11 protein-coding genes are annotated in these 20,111 nt (G+C 46.8%); 5 read left to right on the top strand and 6 right to left on the bottom strand.

Annotated features, from left to right (window positions below):
* Positions 1–22: 22 nt before the first annotated feature.
* Positions 23–442, top strand: coding sequence for a Fur family transcriptional regulator (locus H164_RS0101075; protein WP_019966919.1), 420 nt, complete (start codon positions 23–25; stop codon positions 440–442).
* A 38-nt stretch (positions 443–480) separates the two neighbouring features.
* Here H164_RS0101075 and H164_RS0101070 read toward each other — a convergent pair whose 3' ends face one another.
* The 3 genes from H164_RS0101070 to H164_RS0101060 form a co-directional block, all read right to left on the bottom strand.
* Complete coding sequence (locus H164_RS0101070) at positions 481–891, bottom strand: hypothetical protein (RefSeq protein WP_238315100.1); 411 nt, start codon at positions 889–891, stop codon at positions 481–483.
* A gap of 61 nt (positions 892–952) precedes the next feature.
* Entirely contained in the window at positions 953–2,173 is a 1,221-nt protein-coding gene (locus tag H164_RS0101065; RefSeq protein ID WP_025829775.1) for an ATP-binding protein, read from the bottom strand.
* An 89-nt stretch (positions 2,174–2,262) separates the two neighbouring features.
* The gene (locus H164_RS0101060) at positions 2,263–3,219 is read right to left on the bottom strand and encodes a LuxR C-terminal-related transcriptional regulator (RefSeq protein ID WP_008565406.1); all 957 of its coding nucleotides are present in this window, start codon (positions 3,217–3,219) and stop codon (positions 2,263–2,265) included.
* Positions 3,220–3,609: 390 nt separating this feature from the next.
* Here H164_RS0101060 and H164_RS0101055 point away from each other — a divergent pair, with 390 nt between their 5' ends.
* Positions 3,610–5,457, top strand: a complete 1,848-nt coding sequence (locus H164_RS0101055; protein ID WP_019966916.1) for an alpha-amylase family glycosyl hydrolase — start codon at positions 3,610–3,612, stop codon at positions 5,455–5,457.
* A 1,581-nt stretch (positions 5,458–7,038) separates the two neighbouring features.
* On the opposite strand, the gene H164_RS0101045 is transcribed toward H164_RS0101055, so the two are convergent.
* The 3 genes from H164_RS0101045 to rnr all read right to left on the bottom strand — a co-directional run bounded on the left by H164_RS0101045 (position 7,039) and on the right by rnr (position 12,699).
* Positions 7,039–9,519: a zinc-dependent metalloprotease gene (locus tag H164_RS0101045; protein ID WP_026356192.1), complete on the bottom strand. Its 2,481-nt coding sequence runs from the start codon at positions 9,517–9,519 to the stop codon at positions 7,039–7,041.
* A 96-nt stretch (positions 9,520–9,615) separates the two neighbouring features.
* Positions 9,616–10,272 (bottom strand): PAQR family membrane homeostasis protein TrhA, encoded by a 657-nt coding sequence (gene trhA / locus H164_RS0101040; RefSeq protein WP_019966913.1) that lies wholly within the window; start codon positions 10,270–10,272, stop codon positions 9,616–9,618.
* 231 nt (positions 10,273–10,503) lie between these two features.
* Complete coding sequence (rnr, locus tag H164_RS0101035; RefSeq protein WP_019966912.1) at positions 10,504–12,699, bottom strand: ribonuclease R; 2,196 nt, start codon at positions 12,697–12,699, stop codon at positions 10,504–10,506.
* Positions 12,700–13,072: 373 nt separating this feature from the next.
* Here rnr and H164_RS0101030 point away from each other — a divergent pair, with 373 nt between their 5' ends.
* The 3 genes from H164_RS0101030 to H164_RS0101015 all read left to right on the top strand — a co-directional run bounded on the left by H164_RS0101030 (position 13,073) and on the right by H164_RS0101015 (position 19,707).
* Positions 13,073–14,194 carry an energy transducer TonB gene (locus H164_RS0101030; RefSeq protein ID WP_019966911.1) on the top strand — a complete coding sequence of 374 codons (1,122 nt, stop codon included), beginning with the start codon at positions 13,073–13,075 and terminating at the stop codon, positions 14,192–14,194.
* Between the two features lie 398 nt (positions 14,195–14,592).
* Positions 14,593–15,102 carry a VCBS domain-containing protein gene (locus H164_RS0101020; RefSeq protein ID WP_008565398.1) on the top strand — a complete coding sequence of 170 codons (510 nt, stop codon included), beginning with the start codon at positions 14,593–14,595 and terminating at the stop codon, positions 15,100–15,102.
* Between the two features lie 840 nt (positions 15,103–15,942).
* Positions 15,943–19,707, top strand: coding sequence for a hybrid sensor histidine kinase/response regulator transcription factor (locus H164_RS0101015; protein WP_019966908.1), 3,765 nt, complete (start codon positions 15,943–15,945; stop codon positions 19,705–19,707).
* The last annotated feature ends 404 nt before the right edge of the window (positions 19,708–20,111 follow it).

Genomic DNA, 20,111 nt, shown 5'->3' with positions numbered 1-20,111 from the left:
ATACGAAAGACAACCAAACACCATGGGAAAAGAACAATGCATCGCGCTTCTGACCAATCACGGTATCAAACCGACGGCTAACCGCATCGTGATTGTCAAGGCATTGGCGGCAACCGAACACCCGTTGTCCATGAAAGAGCTGGAATACAGCATTCTCTCCATCGACAAATCCAACATCTTCCGCACGCTGACTCTTTTTAAAGCGCATCATTTGGTGCACGTGATTGAAGACGGGAATGGCGGCATCAAGTATGAATTATGCCTCAGCCACGACCACGAAGAGGACGAAGATGAACACGTACATTTCTTTTGTGAGCAGTGTCACAAGGTGTTTTGCCTGCACGAAATACCCCTTCCTGCGGTGTCGTTGCCCGCAGATTACGAACTACACGGCATCAATTTCGTCGTAAAGGGACTGTGCCCGAAATGCCGAAAACGGTGAGCTTTGAATGTTATGGACGCAGAAGAAAAATACATTATTTACAGTCTGTCTTCTTGATTTGGCTTCATTCCCCGGTAATCGACTTTCTGTTTCGCGAATTCCCGCTTGAGTTTTTCTACTTTTGGGTTTGGCTTATTGGAGGGAAATGACGTGGCAACCAACCTTGCTTTACGTTGCTTATTTGACAAACTTGCAAAGATTGGGTTCTTGACCGACTCAAGCAATTGCTTCATACCATGAATAACATCTGTCCCTTTCAGTTCAACAAAGATTTGAACCCATTCTTCTGTTGGTGTATTACGGGTATTTACCAAAATCAACTTATCACATTTTAGCCCGGTCTTGATGATGTCCCCGTCAACTTGAAAGACAACAGAAGGGAACTCCGATTGAACATCAAGCACATATTTCTTTCCCTCTTCCTTAACCACAACGGTCTTTCGTGCCAACAAAGTCTGTTGTGGCTTAAAACCTTTTGACGACAGCTGCTTGTATGTTGTCTCTTGATGGTCAGTCTGCATATAAAATACCATTGAGACGAGCGATATGGTCGTCTACCCAATCTGAAACACTGTCCAAATCTATACCTGATAGCATCGGAATTTCCATATCCTTGATATCTCCGAAAAGCCCTTCATCGTTGATAAAATAGGCAGCATAAGCCTCAACGGGCATCAAAGTACTCTCATCTATGACGTTATCAAGTCTCGCATCATTGGGTTTCTGTGCTTTTGCAGCAGCGTCTGCAATGAGCACATTCATTGTCGATAACACGTAAGGGCTAGGCGTCGTCACAACAAGCATGGAAGGTTTGCTCTCTATTTCTTGCGCTTTTTTTACTCTTCTCACTAAGTTTAAAATCAGCAAGCGTTGAGCATCGGGATATAAGTTCTGTTCCGGCTCCTCAATAAACAGCTGTGCCGACTCATACTTCATGTTTTTACGCAGTGTTTCCAGCCGTTCTGCAAGTTCTTCCGGTGGTGCGGAGTGTTGATTCCCATCCAATAACTCCGTCATTCGCTTCATTAAATCATCTACACTGTACTTTGCAACACTTCCGACAACCGACATTATCTTCTCAGAAATGACATCTATGGGCATGATTGACTGCACACCACTTGATGCATAGAATGAAGTAATGGGCTTATCATTGGGCAGTACTATATAATCTTGACCGTCATCATCATAATATTTGAACTTGTCTGTCAATGAAAGCGACAGCGCTTTGCCCTTTGTAAAGTCTCTTCTGAATTCATTCCATTCAAGAATGAAGTTGAAAAGTACATCGCGGTCGTCCGTTTTATAGGTACTATTGATGTTACGAACGGCTGAAATCAAGTTGCGTTCCGACGGCAAATAACTTATTTTTGTATTGTATCGGGTAGCCCATGCACCATCTTTCCGATTGATTTCAGCATTTTGTTTTCTCCCCGACAGTTTGATGTTTATCACATCGCCATTGTATTCTATGACGGTATCTTCTTGGAGATACATTTCATCTATTCGATGAAACTGTTTCAATTCAGACCAAAAAAGCCTGTTATGCGTATATTTTTGTATCGCATTGTCATGCGTCATGATATTCTTTTCTACCCATCGACAATGGCAAAGCACCTTCATGAACGTACTCTTACCGGAGCTTTGGCGACCGATAACGACCAATACGCTTGTTAGATTTATTGTCCTTGTATCTTTGATCGGACCAAAATTTCTGATACTGATTGATGCCATACGATTTTATCTATTGCTCCTTAACTCTCCGATAAACTATCTTAAGAGCAGAACTTTAATAATGAAGTGTCGAATAAGCCCGAAGTTTCCTACAGCTTCACGGCAGAAATATCCACCAAATGGTTGACGATGGCATAGATCGTCAGGCCTGCGGGGGAATGAATCTGTAGTTTTCGGGCGATGTTCCGGCGGTGTGTAATCACTGTGTTGACCGATATAAACAGATGGTCGGCTATCTCTTTGTTGCTCATTCCCTGCACCACGCCGATGATGATCTCCTTTTCGCGGTCGCTCAATTGGTCGTCTCCCGATGCCGAAGGACTGATCATCTTCGATATGTTCAGCGTCACACCCTGCTGACTCAGGCTCTTTTCCAACCGTTTGATGGCCGGAATGAAAATCAAATCCTCTACCTTCGAATGCTGACTGAGCCACGATTCACTGTTGTAAATATCGTAAAGTGTGGCCGTGAGCAGGTTGTTATGCAAGGCATCTGAAGGCAGATACTTGATGATGATGCTTTTCAACTCCGACAAACGCTGCTCCACTTGGCGATGATGTTGCGAGAATGTGTTGATATCATAATTGCTCATGACAACGCCGTTCAGCAGTTGTTCCACATAAGGAAACACGGTTTTCTCCTCATAGCGCATGTGTTTGATGACCTCATGCGCGTTTTCATCATAGAGTTTCAGTATGAATTGTGCCAGACTGTCACGCTCATCAAGTGCCTCGACCAGTTCTTTTCGCATCGAAGGCAGGCGGAATTCTATGTAATAAGCATGTGAGGCCTTCAGGTATTTCAGCAGGGTCTCCACCGAAAGATTACCGGGATCGTCCTTACGATAATAGCCGTTGATGGTAAGATTGACGATGGCAAGGAACGTATTTGTGTCTACATGCTCGCTCTCGCACACTTCTTTGACGGTCTTATCCCCGAAACCTAAGCTAATACCAAAGCCTCCCAGGCTCTGTAATATGTCGCAGTTGTCTCGGATAATGCTTATCATTTTATCATCAGCTTCGTATATCTTCTGATTTTTCATAATGTTTCACAGTAATTACATCGCGCAAAGTTATACAAAAAAAAGCAAATACACAATACCCAATACTAATGAAAAACTTTGAAAAATGAACTTTTCTCCTTCTGCTTCATAATGATTTTGACTTGCTCTGTCAAGACTTCAACAGCTGATATGAGGCTTGTCAAGTGTCTCCATCTGCCTATTAGTATGTCATAAAGTACAATATTCAAAGGTCAAAGTTCAAAGATAAATGTTTAAACCTCAAAGTTCAAAGTTCAATATTCAAAGTTCAAAGTCCCGACAGGGCCATGCAAACGTTTACACATACTTTATCTTAGTTGACATATATCAAGAAATCGTTTGCCTGAAAAATAGTTATACATTTGCAAATGAAACCATAAATTTTAACTTATGAAGCGATTTTACACACTCATTCTGATGACCTTGGCCGCTTTGGGCACCTTTGCACAGGGCTGGCCCGAGAAATATGACGGCGTCATGTTGCAGGGATTCTATTGGGACAGCTATGCCGATTCCGACTGGAAAACCCTCACCAATCAGGCCGATGAGCTTTCGAAGTATTTCAATCTCATTTGGATTCCCAACTCAGGTAACACGTCTGACTTCTATCACAGCCACAGAAAGACGATGGGATACGACCCTTGTTTTTGGCTTAACCACAACAGTTGCTGGGGAACGGAGGCCGAATTGCGCGACATGATCAGGGCTTTCAGGAGCAAAGGGACGGGCTTTGTCGAAGATGTTGTCATCAACCATAAGAACGGTTTGAACGCTTGGGCAGACTTTGCACAAGAGAATGTGACGGGACCCGTAACGGGAAAGACCTACAAAGTGGAGTGGGACAACACGAACTACAGTCAGATTTGCAGCACCGACGAGGCCAACCGAAACCCTAATTCGGGCGTAGCCGGCAGGATAAAAGGCGCAGCTGACACGGGAGATGACTTCGATGGGTTCCGCGATCTTGACCATACCAATGCCAAAACACAGGAGAACGTGAAGACTTATCTCGACTTCTTGCTCGAAGACCTTGGCTATGTGGGCTTCCGTTATGACATGGTGAAGGGCTATGCTGCCCGATATACAGGACTTTATAACGCGGCTGTGAAACCTCAATTCTCTGTGGGAGAGTTCTGGGATGGCAACAAAAACAACGTAACGGGCTGGATTGAAGGTACCAAAGTGGACGGGAAAATCCAAAGCGCAGCCTTTGACTTCCCACTGAAATACGCCATCAACGCGGCTTTCAACAGCGGACAATGGGAGCGTTTGGCCGACGCTTGCCTGAGCAACGACCCCTATTACGCCCGTTATGCAGTCACCTTTGTCGACAATCACGACACCGGTCGCTACAACCACAACGAAGGTAACGCGCCCGTCTACGGCTATGTGGAGGCCGCCAACGCCTTTATGCTCTCCATGCCGGGCACTCCTTGCGTGTTCCTTCCCCATTGGCAGAAGCACAAACGAGCCATTAAGCAACTCATTCTCACGCGTCATGCCGCCGGAATCGACAATCAAAGCACCATCTTAAAGGCTGAGGCTACAGCCGAAGGCTTCATACTTAACGTGCAAGGAAGCGAGGCTAAGCTGCTCTTACTCTGCGGAAAGAAGGCGGAATATAGCACAAACGGCTATCAATTGGCAGTGGAAGGCGAAGGCTTTAAGCTCTATATCAGCGACGATATCGACCTTTCTGAGGTCAAAGGAGTGGCCGATTTGCCTTATCATTTCACCCTTCCTGCGGGGCTAAAAGTCAACAAAGGCGAACGCTGTGCCTTCTTTGAAGCACCCGAAAGTTGGGGAAATCCGACCGAAATTTCATGTTGGAACTGGGATAAAACGGCCAATTATACGCAGGGAAACTGGCCGGGAACGAAGTGCGAACAGGTGCTCACAATGCCCAATGGCCGCCATGTTTACAAGTGGACCATGGCAACAAGCGACAAGAAAAACGCCAACAACGGCAACGAAGGCATCATTTTCAGCTATCAGAACGGCAGCGATCGCGTTCAAACCAAGGACATGCCGTTCATCAACGGCGGCTATTACACGGAAGAAGGCGTGCAGTCTACGATACCGGGCGTCACCACTTCGATTGCCCAACCGCATGCCCTCGCATCGGAAAATGGCGCAAAACGGCAGGGTTGGTACACGCTTCAAGGCCAGAAACTCGGCCAAAAGCCTTTGCAATCCGGCGTGTATATCCACGACGGAATGAAGAAAGTGGTGAAGTGAGAAGCCTCTCCTGATCCTTCCGAGAGCCTCCCCCGACCCCTCCAAAGGAGGGGAGTAGCCTCTTGAATGCATGCAGGAACGAACGGTTTTTGTGTCCTTCGAGTGAAACATTATGGCTTTTGTGAGCCATTACCAACTAAGTAGTTGTAAAAAACAACGCAGATTGCGATGTAGGGACGCACGGTTCGTGCGTTCGCTCAAAGTGAATGGAAGTGTAAATGCATGATTGTTGGAGCGGACGCACGAGCCGTGCGTCCCTACATGCTGTTCAGCAATCAACTGGTTCACCTGTTTACTGCTAACTTGTCAACTAAAATAAAAGCGGACGCACGAGCCGTGCGTCCTTACTTCTATTCTCTTGCCCATCAATCTCAGCCATTTCACCGCGCAATATGACCCATTTCACCGTGCAATATGGGTGAGATTGCACTGCAAAATGGCTGAGATTGAAACGCAAGGTGTAAGCCATTGATTATCAATGGGACCGTATGTGACGATCTGTTTGGCTGCATGTAGGGACGCACGGCTCGTGCGTCCGTTTACGTTCCTGTTGACAATTGACAAATATACGGGCGAACATGTTTCATGCTTTGCAGCATGTAGGGACGCACGGCTCGTGCGTCCGCTCCAACAATCATGTATATGCACCTTCAACTCACCTTGACTTGACGCCCGAATCGGGCGTCCTTACATTCTTTATCAGTGGCTATTCAAAATCAAATGCTACATAATTCACTTGCTTTAGCTTTCACTTTGACATGTTTGTTGCGGTTTTTTGCAAAGATTAATAAAAATAATTACCTTTAGGTATTGACGCATATGGGAATTTTCTTTATATTTGTAACGAGAATCAAATGTTATTTATGGATTTTAAGATGGTACGATTATGAACACAAAAAAGACTTTACTTCCTCAGATCTTGCAGGAGCTCAAGCGGGAAGGCGAACTTGAAACTATCGATGTACACATCATTGAGACTGATGTTTGGTACACCTGACCTTGCAATGCCTAAGACTTGACGCAGGTTTCGAACCAAATAGGGTGGCAAAATCGCAGAAGCGGGAGGGTTATTCTATTTCGAATAAAATAAAGTTTACATCGGCTTCGGCGATAAAATAGAGAAAATTATGCCCTTTGGATAGCTCCGGAGCCTGCCATGAAAAGCAGAAAAGCGGATGAATGCACGTCATTCATCCGCTTTTTATGGGTTTTCTTTAACTGATTCTCTCTTTTTTTGATTGGCACTACAGGCTTAGCGGCCCATAGATATGTTGTTGTTAACGTTTACTGCGAGAGAAACTGTTGCTACAACTACTGCCAATACCATCATTAATGCTACCATAATCTTTTTACCTTTCTTTTCTTTTTGGAGGCCGTTTGCCTCTGTTGTTATCCTATTAACTTTCTAATTACGATGCAAAGGTCGCGAGGTTTTGCGGTATATGCAAGCCTTTGGAAGGAAAAACGGTTGAAATAGCCGTTTTCTTGTGCTATATCAAGAAAGCCCGATAGGCAGTTATGTTGCTCCATCAGGCTTTTAAGATGATGCATATAGCCGTATATTCCTTTCTTAGCTTGCCCTTATTCGCTGCGTGGTTTGCTGTAGGTGTCTCTGATTTTACGGGTTCTCAACAGCAAGTCGTTGTAGTGTAGGGCATTGATGTCGTCTGTTGCGACGTTTTTCAGCTGCTTGCGGCAGAAATTGTCTATCATTTCGAGATGCTTTAAGGCGTAGAGTGTGGCGTCCGAACGACCGTATTGCACGTTGTTCTTCTTGTCGTCCTTGACGGGATTGATGGCCGTTCCTATGAAATCTACGTAGTTTTGCTCCACTCGGCGGCGGAAATTATTGCCGCGTTTGTCTGTGGTGCTCATGGGTTTCCATACACTTTGAAACACGTCTTTCAGGTAATCGTCGAGCGGATAAGGCTCACTTGCGGTGTAACTGTTGGCCATACAATTGTAGAGTGTAGCTGCAGAAAGAAGGTAAGAGAGGGCAGTATTGGCCCTGTCGGTCACTTCATCGTTGGCGTCGATGCCCAGTTTGTCGACGATTTTGTCGGGATATAACCATGTAGGAACCGTGAAAACGTTGCGCCCAAACCATGAAACAGCCTGCTTCTGGAGGCCTTTCGGCACGACATCGTTACGGCGTTCAGAGGGCCAATTGTCGCTATATTGGCCGTTAATATAGCGTTGCACGTGGTTCACATAGCGTTGAAATTGCGCAAAGACACTGCGGTATATGGTGCTTAAATCGTCTGTTTGGTCGTCGGGTTGAGCCGTCCAAGCCTCGATGTTCAGCATCACTCGTTTCAGATTCTTAATGCCGTATTCAGACGAAATCATAGCATTGTCGCCGAGATCTTCGGTTTGTGAGCGTGGATCTTGGCCGCGTCCCTCATCGCTTTTATAGCGTAATCGCTTGTTATTTTCAAGCATTTTGGTGACCTCACTGCGCAAGGTTTTCTTCTCATCGAACTCATCTTTGAACTCCGGACGGTACTGATAGCCCCATTTGATAGCCCATTTGTCGTAATCATTGATGCGTGGGAAGAGGCCAGCCTCACTGATATTGTCCTCTGGTTGTGCAACATAATTGAAGCGAGCATAGTCCATAATGCTTGCCGTATGCCCGTGTTTTTCGACCCAATCTTTGTCACGTAGCCTCTCAACGGGGATGGAATTGCTGGCTATCATGTTGTGACGTAGGCCCAGTGTATGGCCCACTTCGTGACTCGAAACGAACCGGATGAGCTTGCCCATGAGGTCTTTTTCGAAGTTCATTGTCTGTGCCCGCTTGTCCAAAGGCCCGCATTGTGTCATGTACCATTTGGTCAATAGGTTCATCACATTATGGTACCAACAGATGTGACTCTCGATGATTTCGCCGCTTCTTGGGTCAACGATGCGCGGACCGTAGGCGTTTTCCTTCTCCGAAGGCAGGTAGCGCAGGAAACTGTAGCGGGCATCATCAGGGCTGATGTCGCTGCCCTCGCGCACTTCCTTGCCCACAATGGCATTCTTGAAGCCCGCAGCTTCGAAGGCTTTGTTCCAGTCGTTGATGCCCTGAATGAGGTAGGGCACCCACACTTTCGGCGTTTCCGGGTCGATATAGTAGACGATTTGCCGCTCCGGCTCGACGAGTTTGCCCTTTGCATAGGCCTTTTTGTCTTTCGGAACCAAGCGATAACGCGACACAATGGCATCGTGCTTGCTGGTCTCACGGTCGCTGAATGTCACGAGTTTATTGCTGAAATACCCCACACGTTCATCGGCCAAGCGAGGTTGCATCGGCACTTCAGGGAGTTGGACAATGCTGGTATTGAGGCTCAGCGTCATGTAACCGTCGCGCGAAGCCATGGCCCTTCCTTCGCTGACTGCATAGGTGCGCAAGGTTGAAACCTCGATATTGATGGGGTAGGCCTTGATGGTGTCGATGAATGTGCGGTCGTCTTGCAGGCCTCCAAGCTTCACTTGCGTCCGGTCACTGGCTGTGAAACCAGCGATTTTATTGTCACCTTTGAAGAGTTTTGTCACGTCAATGAGCAGCCGTCCCGTCTCTTTATCCTTGCCGATGATGTCGAATTGGTAGACAATAGGGTCTATTGAGGCTTGCTTCACCAACCGGGCAATGTTGCTGTTTGGGTCGGCTTGCTGCGAATGGGCCCATGAACGAAGGAACAAGGTCTTGTCATCATAGCGTTCAAAATAGATGGTGTTGTTGTTCACTTCTTCCCCTCTAAGCATGGAAAAGTCTTGTGGAACCGATACAAAACGCGTCACGGCAAGGAACAACTTGCCCAAGGCCGACTCGGGAATCTCAAAATACCAATTCTTTTCTATGTGTCTTACACCGAACAATCCCTGCTGAACGGAGCCGCCTTTCTGGAGGAGTTTCTCGTATTCGTCTTCTTTCTTCTCAGGCTTTTTCTTGTTCTTTTCGAGACTATCCTTGACTGCTATTGAGTCTTTGTCCAATAAAATCACATTGCGGGGAGCTGCCCATGCATTGGTTGCCGGCAGCAACAACAAGGTCAGCATTGCGATAAAATGTTTCATTTCTCGTTAAAATTATTTCTTTTGTCATTTATTCACTACGTTTTACTTTGCATATTTCGCCCTCATGGCAATGAAATGGGGGTGCAATCTCGTGGCCTATACGTATTGTATCAGTATGTCCCACACGGCAATGAGGTGGCAGACGCTGCCGGCAAGCACGAAAAAGTGGAACACAGTGTGCATGTATTTCCGCTTGTTGAGGCTATAAAACACGGCACCTGTGATGTAACAGACACCTTCGGCCACGATCCATGCGAAGGCAGATGGCGTGAGTGCGTCGATCAAAGGCTTGAAAGCGATGAGTACACTCAGCCCCATTCCGACGAAAGCCGTGGTTTCTAAGTTGCTGTGGTCTTTGAGATTGACGAAGCTGATGACGGTTCCTGCGATGGCACAAGCCCAAATAAAGCAGAACAAAGTGAGGCCCCAATAGCCTTGATTGCGCAGGGCAATGAGTGTAATGGGGGAGTAACTGCCGGCAATATGCCAATAGATGGCGGCGTGATCCCACCTGCGCAACCGCTCTTTCCACTTGCTCCAAGCCGACAAAGCGTGGTAAACGGTGGAAGCAACATACGAGCATAGCATGCCGAAGAGGTAGAGAATGACACCTGCCGTGGCCCATCCATTGTGCTCACGGAAGCACCACACGAGGAAAATTGCGCCGAAAACAATGCCCAAGGCAATGCCTCCTGCGTGGCTCCATGCGTTCCATAGCTCTTCGCGATGGTTGAAATGTATCTTCAGTTTCATGATTCTTGACTTGCAAGGCAAAGTTAGTTGTTTATCGGCTATCGTCAAATTTTCGTGCCGTTTATTTTTAGTTTCCAGCCAATTTTCAAGGAAATGCTCCTTAACGACAAGCGGATAATCACATTCCTACATGGCCTTAACTTCAACACGCGGTCCAAATTGTTATGCGAAAACGCGCTCTCTTCCAGCTTATGCTTAGGATGAAAGCGCGCTTACTGATGGACATCGGGCTTATTCTGCTACCGTAAAGTCGAGTTGTTTCTTCTCTAAGTCGGCCTTTGCCACTTGAATTCGAATGGCATCTCCCAGCTGATAGCGGTGATGATGCCGCCTTCCTTTCAGGCAGAAGTTGCGTTCATCGAAGTCATAATAGTCGTCTCCGAGGTCGCGCATGGGTATCATTCCCTCGCAATGGTTCTCATCTATCTCTGCATAAATGCCGTAACTGGTGATTCCACTGATGTGGGCATCGAATGTTTCGCCAAGCTTATCGCTCATAAACTCCACCATCTTATATTTAATAGAGTCGCGTTCGGCATTTTGGGCCACGAGTTCCATGTCGGAACAATGCTCACACAGTTCCTCATAATGCTTCTCGTTGGCACTCCGTCCGCCCTCGGCATAGCGCGTAAGGAGGCGATGTACCATCGTATCGGGATAGCGACGGATAGGACTTGTGAAGTGAGTATAGTAGTCAAATGCCAGTCCGAAGTGTCCGATATTGTGGACACTGTACTTCGCTTTCATCATGGCTCGTAGCGCAACCGACTGTATCATCTTCGCTTCGGGCTTGCCGTTGCAGTCGTCCATGAGCTTGTTGAGGCTACGGGCCATGGCACCTTTCGTGCCGTCGGTCTTCACTTTGTAACCGAATTTCACGATAAATTGCCGCAAGGTCTCCATCTTCTGCGGGTCAGGATTGTCGTGTATGCGATACGGAAGCGTCTTTGCTTTCCGTCCTTTCTTCACTTTTCCGACGCTTTCTGCCACGGTTCGGTTGGCCAAAAGCATGAATTCCTCAATCAGTTTATTGGCATCACGCGAACGTTTGAAGTAGCATCGCGTCGGTTTTCCCTGTGCATCGATGTCGAAATGCAGTTCCTCGCGGTCAAATTTCACTGCCCCACCTTTGAAACGACGGGCACGCAGCTGCTTTGCCAAGCGGTCCAAGGCAATCAATTGGTTGGCATTCTCTCCCCGATAGCCGCCTTTCGGAGCCGCCGGAGCAGGCTCTCCGGTGCCGTCGATGACGCCGTTGGCCTCTAAAATCTCCTGCACTTCCTCGTAAGCATAGCGGCGGTTGCTTCGGATAATGGTGTGAACAATGCGGTAAGCCTTGACATTTGCCTCGTCATCAAGATTGAAAATGACGCTATAAGCCAGCTTATCTTCGTCGGGACGGAGCGAACAAATGAAGTTACAAAGCCTTTCGGGGAGCATCGGAATCGTTCGATCTACGAGGTAAACACTTGTGGCTCGCTTCACAGCTTCACGGTCAATGATGCTGCCTTCCTTGACATAATGGCTCACGTCGGCAATGTGAACACCCACTTGCCACAGCCCTTTATCGAGCTGTTTGATAGAGAGTGCGTCGTCAAAGTCCTTGGCATCGTGCGGGTCGATGGTGCAGGTGAAGACATTGCGGAAGTCTTCTCGCTCGGCTTCGTCCTGCTTCGTGATCTCTCCGGAAATCCTTTCTGCGGCCTCTTCCACGGCTTTTGGATAGACATAAGGCAGGCCGTACTGAGCTAAAATGGTGTTCATTTCGACGTCATTGTTGCCGGTTTGCCCCAAAACATCAACCACTTCGCCAATCAGATTCTTGTGTTCTGCGTCGGGCCATTGGGTGATTTTGACAACTGCTTTGTCGTTATTCTTACCGCCTTTCAGCTTCTTTTTCGGGATAATGATATCGTTAACGAAAATGTTTTCAGGCGTAACAAGGTAGGCAAAGTCGCGATCTACGCGCAGTCTTCCAACGAAACTGTCTTTCTTCCGCTGCAATATTTCGATGACTTGTGCCTCTTTGATGTGTCGCTGTCTGCGTGCCATGAAGCTCACTTTCACCCGGTCTCCGTTCGTTGCCCACATGGAATTGCGTTCCGAAACGAAGATGGGCGATCCGCCATCGTCAGGCAGAAACGAGTTCTTTCCATTCGATTTGCGCACGAAAGTACCCTCCTGCACCTGCCCTTTTGTATTGAGTCGGTAGGAAGTGTCAGTCACTTTCGTCAGGAAATCGTCCCAAGCCATCTCCTCCATCGTGTCGATTGCCAGCATTTTCAAGGGGTGTGTATCTAATTTGAGTGCGCGGAATATCTCCTTAAAGCTTAGTGTTTTGCCCGGTTGCGCGGCGAAAAAGTCGTGCAATCGTGCGCTGATTTGCTTCTTGGTCATGCGTTTTCCGCCTTTTCTCCCTTTTCCCATAGTGTTCGTTTTTTATTGTTTTCCATCGCAAAGTAACGAAAAAGAAACGACAAAAGCAATTTTTATCCCGCTTTTTTGTGGGCAGTAAGGGAATGAATTGCTACTTTCCGCCTATTTAAAAGATGTGATACAGCTTTATAAAAGTAACCGTTCGATAGGACCATCAATACTATAAATATCCGCAAAAGTGGTAAAACAAAAGGTAATATAGGTAATCATGGTTCGGGATATTCATCGTATCTTTGTCAAATAATTAAAGAAAGATATTAGTTTTTTTTAATGGTTAATTTAGTTTTAGAGTAATAAAACGAGATTTGTCGGGACGACAAGTCTCGTTTTTTCAGTAACTTTGCACATAGAAAAACGATAAACGATGAAGAGAATTCTATTCCTGATGGGATTGTTACTGCCGGTTTGCGGTGCAAAAGCCCAAAACACGGTGAACCGGACATGTGTGAGATACGAGCAGCGTCATGTGGTTTGTACGAATGAAAAGGGCGAGATGAACGTCGTCGACATGGATTTCGAATGGCCCGAGCGGCTGTGTTATGTCGCTCAACCGGTTCTCCTGCAGCACATCAACGCACTTTTGGGCGACACGTGCACGGCACTCGACCGCAAGATTGCAGCCATTCAAGCACGCTATGGACAGCCGTTGCAGGCAAAACTCGACACGATTCCCGACGATAGCAAGTTCTGTTATGCCACTTATTCCGTGCGTGAAGTGGGCCTACAGGAGGGACGTTACATCTCGATGCGGGTTGAAAAGCAAGTTCAACCGGGCGCAAATTCGTCTCAAAAGCAGGAACACCGGTTGGAATTATTTGTGTATGACATTGCCAATCAACGCATTCTTCAGGGCAAGGATGTGCTGAAAACAGAAGAAATCATGGAGAATCCGGCTGCTTCTTTCTATCTGAGTGAGGCGCTAACCAAGGGACTTTTGAGCGATTATGCTGTCTCTCTCGATGCACAAAAGCTGTATGGGCCGGTCCCGGTGAACGAGGGAACACTGCTGATGGAGGTGGGTAGCGAGGGAAAACCGACTGTTCAGGCGATGTTTCCGACTGCCGATTGGACGTATTTCATGGCATCCAAATTCAAAAAACTGCTCAAAAGCAAACCTGTTATGGGCACTCCCGTGGAACAATCTGATACGCTTTCCACGGCTGACAGCCTGTATGTGTATCGCCAAACCGACGTGGCTGCCTCATTTTCTTGGTGCGGTAAGACGCTTGGACAATATATTATTGACAATCTGGTGCTGCCACCTTATATTAAGAATGAGGTGCTGTCGGGGCGTGCTTTGGCGCGTGTGGTCGTCGAACGCGATGGAAGTCTGAGTCATCTTTCGGTTGTTTCGCCGCTTTCTCCCTCGTTCGATAGAAGCATCATCGCCTTGCTTGCGCGCATGCCCAAGTGGTCTCCCGCCTTGAAAAACGGACAAGCGGTGCGCAGTCTTTGTTTTATTCCTGTAAACTTCAGGCTGCAATAGGTTTCAAAATGACAGTTTTGATGTTCTGAAAAGGCGCATCTTGATAGCCATCAAGGTGCTGATATTTACAATATGATTTAATTGAAAATAGTTTACAGTTATGATTGTAAGCCGTTATGGTCTTTTGTGTGTGGTAATAGCCTTCATTTTTCATCGTATGCTGCAATATGTTAGCAATTAGTCCTTATGGAATGCGTATACTACTATAATGGTTTTACAAATTATAAGCAAAGTGTTTTGTTTTTAATAAGTTTGAAATTGAAAGTAGGGTGTTGGATAACGACCGATTTTTTGAGGAAAAATATGTATAAAATAGTGTTAAAATAAGAACAACTTCATTGGAATTTTCTCTATATTTGCAAAAGAAAGCAGAATAAAAAACTAAAAAGTATACAGTTATGAAGCGAATTCTTTTGATATCCATGCTGGCATTGCTGACCATTTCAAGTTATGGTCGCCGCCATGTTGCTGAAAATGCAGTCGTTGTTGCTGACACTATCTACTATGCGGCTGACAAATCGAGCGTCGCAAACAGCGAACAAGCAAGTTACTATCGCCTTTTGATGAAGCAAGACAAAGGACTTTCGAAGCGCGATGTGTTCCAAGATTTCTACATGAACGGCACACTTAAGGCCGAAGGTGAGTACAGTTTCATCGACTTAGGCAATGATGCCAACACCGTTCTCAATGGCGAAGTGACGACATATTATCAGAATGGCAAGGAGAAATGGCACGGTAAATACGTGAACGGCATGCGCGAAGGCTACTTTACGCTGCAGATGCGCGAGGGTGGCGTGGCCGTTGTGCAGTTCAAAAAAGGTCATTCGGTGCACAATTATTTCACGGTTACGGCTGCGGATGGCTCGATAGAGAAACGTCCGATTGCCGAATTGAAGGCTTTGATGTAAGCGAACAAGTTTCGATCTCTTCTCTTCAATCAAAATAAATGAATTAGAAAAGTCTCTATTTTTAACAAGTAAGAATTACAGAGAGGCCTGCTTTGCGAGAAGCGGGCCTTTCTTTTTTTCTGTAAACAGGGATAGATGCAGCTTCCATATCCTGCTGTTTGCGAGGTAGTGTTTGCCAGTCGGTTTGCAACATGAATGACCTCGGTTTGCAACATGGCCCATTTTAGCGCGCAATCTCAGCCATATTGCGCGGTAAAATGAGTGAGATTACACGGCAATATGGCTGGGATTGAAACGTAAGGTGTAAGCCGTTGATTATCAATGTGGCCGATGCCTCGGTTCGTTTGATTGCATGTAGGGACTTTGGCTTTGAACTTTGAACATTGAACTTTGACCTTTATGATTAGTCCTATTATGAAGATGATTTGTTGACAAGAGGCATGTAGGGACGCACGGTTCGTGCGTCCGCTCCAATAATCATGTATTTGTGTTTCCATTCACTTTGGGTGGACGCACGAGCCGTGCGTCCCTACATCGCTCAAAGCCTGCAACTCGCTATGTTCATCCACTTGTTTACTCGTCAACCGCGCTGGCCGTGCGCACGGACCGTGCGTCCCTACATGTCCGGACCAACCATATTGCGCAGTGAAACGGAGCATATTGCTTGCCACGGTTGTTGATTTCTTTTTCGTAGATGGTGTTTTTCGAGATTTAATGGTTACCTTTGTAGGGTGTAATACACGAAAAACAATGTCGGAAAAACGAACATATTATAGCCTATTATCCTGTTGCTTGTTTTTTATCTGCGCGTTTTTTCATCGCCTGAATGCGCAAAACGTGATGGTTTTGAGCAGTGAGAACGGTATTCATGGGCAGCGCACGTATAACGTTATTCAAGACCGTAGGGGCTTTACGTGGGTATCTACGCGGTTTGGTGTGGACAGATACGACGGCAAGCACATTGATCATTACACGTTCGATATCTTCAATCATCGCAAGACCGGCGTGCCCATAGAAAGCACCCACCTGCTTTTAGACGCGAAAGGCGGGCTTTGGGCACACACCGACCGCTTGGTTTACCGGTATGATGCGCGTGTGGACTCGTTCAAACCCAGGTATTCGTTCGATGGTTTCATCAAGACGGCCGTGTTTGATGCCTACGGTCGGCTGTGGGTTGGCTCATGGGGAATGCTCGTCTGCTATGACCGCGCCCGAAGATATGTCATTCAGCCGCCTGTGTTTCGTAATGTATTGGTCAAGAAACTGCTTCCTTATCAAAAAGATATGTTGTTGTTGGTTTCGGATAACGCCGTTCGGGCCATTCATGTCAAGACACTTCGCCTTCAAATGCTGCTGAACGTGCAGGGAAAGTTCGTCATCGAGTCGTGCATATATAATAATAAGGTGGGGGCATTGTGGGTAGGCGACCAGCATGGAACAATCAGACAGTATGCCTTGTCGGGGAATAAAGCGGAGATGAAACGGCAGTTTTCCTTCACGACCTACCCGATTTCGGCCTTGGCCGCCTTGGATAATCGCTCGTTACTAGTGGGTACGGAGGGAGAAGGGCTGTCGGTTTATGACCTATCGCGGGGGAAAGTGACGGCAACTTATAATCAAGAGCAGCCCGTAGGCCACCGAACCACGGGCAATGCCATATCGGATATTCACGTAGATCGCGTGGTTTCCAATTGTATTTGGGCGACAACGCCTTTCGCCGGCGTGAATGTTATCCGGCCGGGCACGGGGTTCAGGTTCTTGGCACATGAGAATGGCAACGGGAACACGCTGTGCGGCAATCTCGTAAACCGTATTCTTCAACACGGAAATGATTATCTTTTCTGCACGGACGAGGGCATCAGCCTGTGGAATAAGGCCGAAAACCGATGGAAAACGCTGTTCAATCATCAGAATGTATTGACGGCTTTCAAAGACAAGCAAGGTGATTTGTGGGTCTCGGTCTTTGCGAAAGGCGTGTATCGGTTGGGGAACAACGGAGCCATCAAACAGCATTTTGTCAGTGACAAACAGCGGAACAGCATCGGAACGAACATCATCTATGCCATCGCACAAGATGAAAAAGGACGCATGTGGTTTGGAGGAAGGCGCGGACCTATATCGATATACGACCCCGAAACAGGCAAGTTCGAGGTCTCGGACCTTTTACAAGTGAACAAGTTTCTGCCGATGAAGAACGGTACGATGCTCATTGCGTGCGAGCAGGGCGTGTGGATGGTGCCGCAAAATGGACTGAAAGCCCGGCAGATTTCGATCAATAAGCATTTGCAATCTACCTTTATCAACGACATGTTGCTGGAGAATGACAGTATACTTTGGCTGGCAACGTATGGAAGCGGGCTCAACCGATGCAACCTCCGACGTGGAACCGTTCGCTTTTTCAGGACACATGACGGCTTGTCTTCCAACATCGTGCAGGCGATTGTGCGCAGCGACGACCACCATTTGTGGTACAGTTCGGACGATGGTATCGGCAAATTCGACACGAAAAGCTACTCGGTTGAGAACTATAGCACCACAGCCAATCATGTTTCAAGCCGTGTCTTCAGGCAGAATTCGGGCTTCGTGAGCGCAGACGGCACAGTGTTTTTCGGCTCACATGACGGCATCGTGTGTTTCAATCCCCATAAGATTGTTCATATAAAAGCGCAAGGTCGCCTTTATTTCCGTGATTTCAAGGTGGCAAACAAATCGGTGAAAGTGGGCGAGAAAGGTGCTCCTTTGCAAACAACCATTGATAAAGCGTCGGCCGTTGAATTGGATTACAGGCAGAATTCCGTCACGATAGACTTCTCCGCCATTGACTATGCAGACGGCGGCCGCCTGTTTTCGTGGAAACTTGAGGGCGTTGACCATGATTGGGTGGAGCCGACGAGCGGTCATGTGGCCAATTATACGAATTTGTCGCCGGGAGAATACACGTTTGTCGTGCGTTATCTGTCGAGCAATCACAAGTTGATTGACCAGCGGAGCCTGCGGATAGTCATCAATCCTCCGTTCTGGGACACGCTTTGGGCACGCATCTTGGAATTGCTTCTGCTGGCGATGGTAGCCTATTATGTGTATTATCGTGTGAAAACGCGTATCGAAAAGGAGCAGAATGAAGACCGTCTTCGCTTCTTTGCCAATATCTCTTACAATATCAGAACACCGTTGACACTAATCAAAAGTCCGATTGGCGAGCTGAAAAACAGTCTGCCCTCGACGCCAAAGACCGATTATCTCTTGGACTTGATGACTGAGAACGTCGATAAATTGACGCGGTTGTTCTCGGTTTTCGTGGGCTTGCACAAGGCCTACAACAACTCCGAACAGCTGCAACTCTGCAAGGTTGATGTTTCCCGGTTGCTGCTTTCAAAGGCCGAGTTCTTTGCGGTGAAGGCGGCAAGGAAAGGCTTGAAGCTTTCTACCGACATGGTGGTGGGTTTTGAAGATTGGACCGACGAGTTGAAATTGCAGCAAATCATCGACAATCTGCTGGCAATGGTGATTGAACATGCGGCTTCTGACAGTGTGATAGCCGTGGGGTTGGCTTGTACGACATCGCGGTGGACCATTTTTTTCCGTGCAACACATGCGGAAGAACAGCGAAAGTGGCAGGAAGACGGTGACACTTCCACCTACCTGCGCCAATATATCATTCTCTTAGGTGGGCATTTCAGTAAGAAACAGCATGGGGTCGAAGTTACATACTCGGTCTCGTTCTATCGTGGGTTGGGGCACTACAGGAACTATGTTTTGTTAGATTCGAACGAAACCTCCTGTATGTCGGCCGACTCGGACCTGTCGGTTGATGCTGCAGACGACAAGAAATACCGTCCGACACTGCTGGTGATAGAAGAGGATACGGATATGGGAAAGGTGCTTAAGATGTCGTTGAAGGGCGATTATGTTGTCAAACTCGTCACGACGGGCAAGAACATCTGGGACAATATCACAGCGGCCAATCCCGATATCGTTATTTGTGACTTAGACATGAGCGAAACTAACGGACAAGAACTGTGCCGACGGATCAAGAACAGTTATGAAACCTCACACATTGCCGTCGTTATGCTGACGACAATCGACGACAGTCACGTCAAGCAGCAGGCGTTTGATGAGGGAATAGACGCCTATATTGAAAAGCCGTTCGACTTGGATTATCTCCGAAGTCGCATCAACAACATCATCAACAACAGGAACCTACTGCGCAGGAAGTTCTTGGGCACCGATAATCTGCAAGGTTTTGTCGAGGCAGGTGAGGACGACAATGCGAAACAGTTTATGAACAGCGTGCAACAAATACTGAATAAGCATCTGAACGACCCGAAATTCTCGGTCAATGACTTTTCAACGGCGTTGAATTTGAGCCGAACATTGCTTTATTCCAAGTTTCGTGCCATCACAGGGTATGCGCCCAATGAGTTCATCAAAATCATGCGTATGAAGAAAGCCGTGGAATATCTCCGCACAAATCAATACACCATCAATCAGATTTCCTATATGGTGGGCTTTGAAGAACCGGCATATTTCAGCACGTGTTTCAAGAAGGTCTATGGTAAATCGCCTCGCCAGTTTATGGAAGGTGACAGTGGAAAAGGGGCATAGCCATGGACCTTCGGGAACAAGTTAACGATGGAGGAAATCAAAAAGGAATAGATACGAAAAGGATTTACAATATGAGGGATTTCAAATGCGCTGTGCAAACATTTGAAATTCTCTTATAAGACAAATTTCGTGCTTATCTATGACATGGTTATCAATATATTTAAAAGGTGAAAATAAGCGGTGCGACAGACTTCAAAAGATTTTAGCGAGATAGGAAATCTTTGTTTTTTCAGGGTGGTGGTCATGCTGCGAGCGACAGACTCAAGCGGGTGGCATCGCAAAAACAGAACTTCGCATTCAAATTGCCATGGTCCGATTTTGTCATTTCCAAAGGGATGAGACAGAATACAATAAGGATGAAACTCTAAAAGAGATTCATTTAACCTGTTGATTGTTAACTTGTT

Source organism: Segatella maculosa DSM 19339 = JCM 15638 (assembly GCF_000382385.1).
Classification (GTDB): domain Bacteria; phylum Bacteroidota; class Bacteroidia; order Bacteroidales; family Bacteroidaceae; genus Prevotella; species Prevotella maculosa.
Note: the sequence above shows the minus strand (reverse complement) of the source record. Positions and strands in the feature narration are given on the sequence as shown.

Excerpts from the sequence above, each read along its gene's own strand:
- rnr (WP_019966912.1), bottom strand. The coding sequence starts at position 12,699 with ATGGGAAAAGGGAGAAAAGGCGGAAAACGCATGACCAAGAAGCAAATC.
- H164_RS0101075 (WP_019966919.1), top strand. The coding sequence starts at position 23 with ATGGGAAAAGAACAATGCATCGCGCTTCTGACCAATCACGGTATCAAA.
- H164_RS0101065 (WP_025829775.1), bottom strand. The coding sequence starts at position 2,173 with ATGGCATCAATCAGTATCAGAAATTTTGGTCCGATCAAAGATACAAGG.
- H164_RS0101045 (WP_026356192.1), bottom strand. The coding sequence starts at position 9,519 with ATGAAACATTTTATCGCAATGCTGACCTTGTTGTTGCTGCCGGCAACC.
- H164_RS0101055 (WP_019966916.1), top strand. The coding sequence starts at position 3,610 with ATGAAGCGATTTTACACACTCATTCTGATGACCTTGGCCGCTTTGGGC.
- H164_RS0101015 (WP_019966908.1), top strand. The coding sequence starts at position 15,943 with ATGGTTTTGAGCAGTGAGAACGGTATTCATGGGCAGCGCACGTATAAC.
- H164_RS0101020 (WP_008565398.1), top strand. The coding sequence starts at position 14,593 with ATGAAGCGAATTCTTTTGATATCCATGCTGGCATTGCTGACCATTTCA.
- H164_RS0101030 (WP_019966911.1), top strand. The coding sequence starts at position 13,073 with ATGAAGAGAATTCTATTCCTGATGGGATTGTTACTGCCGGTTTGCGGT.
- H164_RS0101060 (WP_008565406.1), bottom strand. The coding sequence starts at position 3,219 with ATGAAAAATCAGAAGATATACGAAGCTGATGATAAAATGATAAGCATT.
- trhA (WP_019966913.1), bottom strand. The coding sequence starts at position 10,272 with ATGAAACTGAAGATACATTTCAACCATCGCGAAGAGCTATGGAACGCA.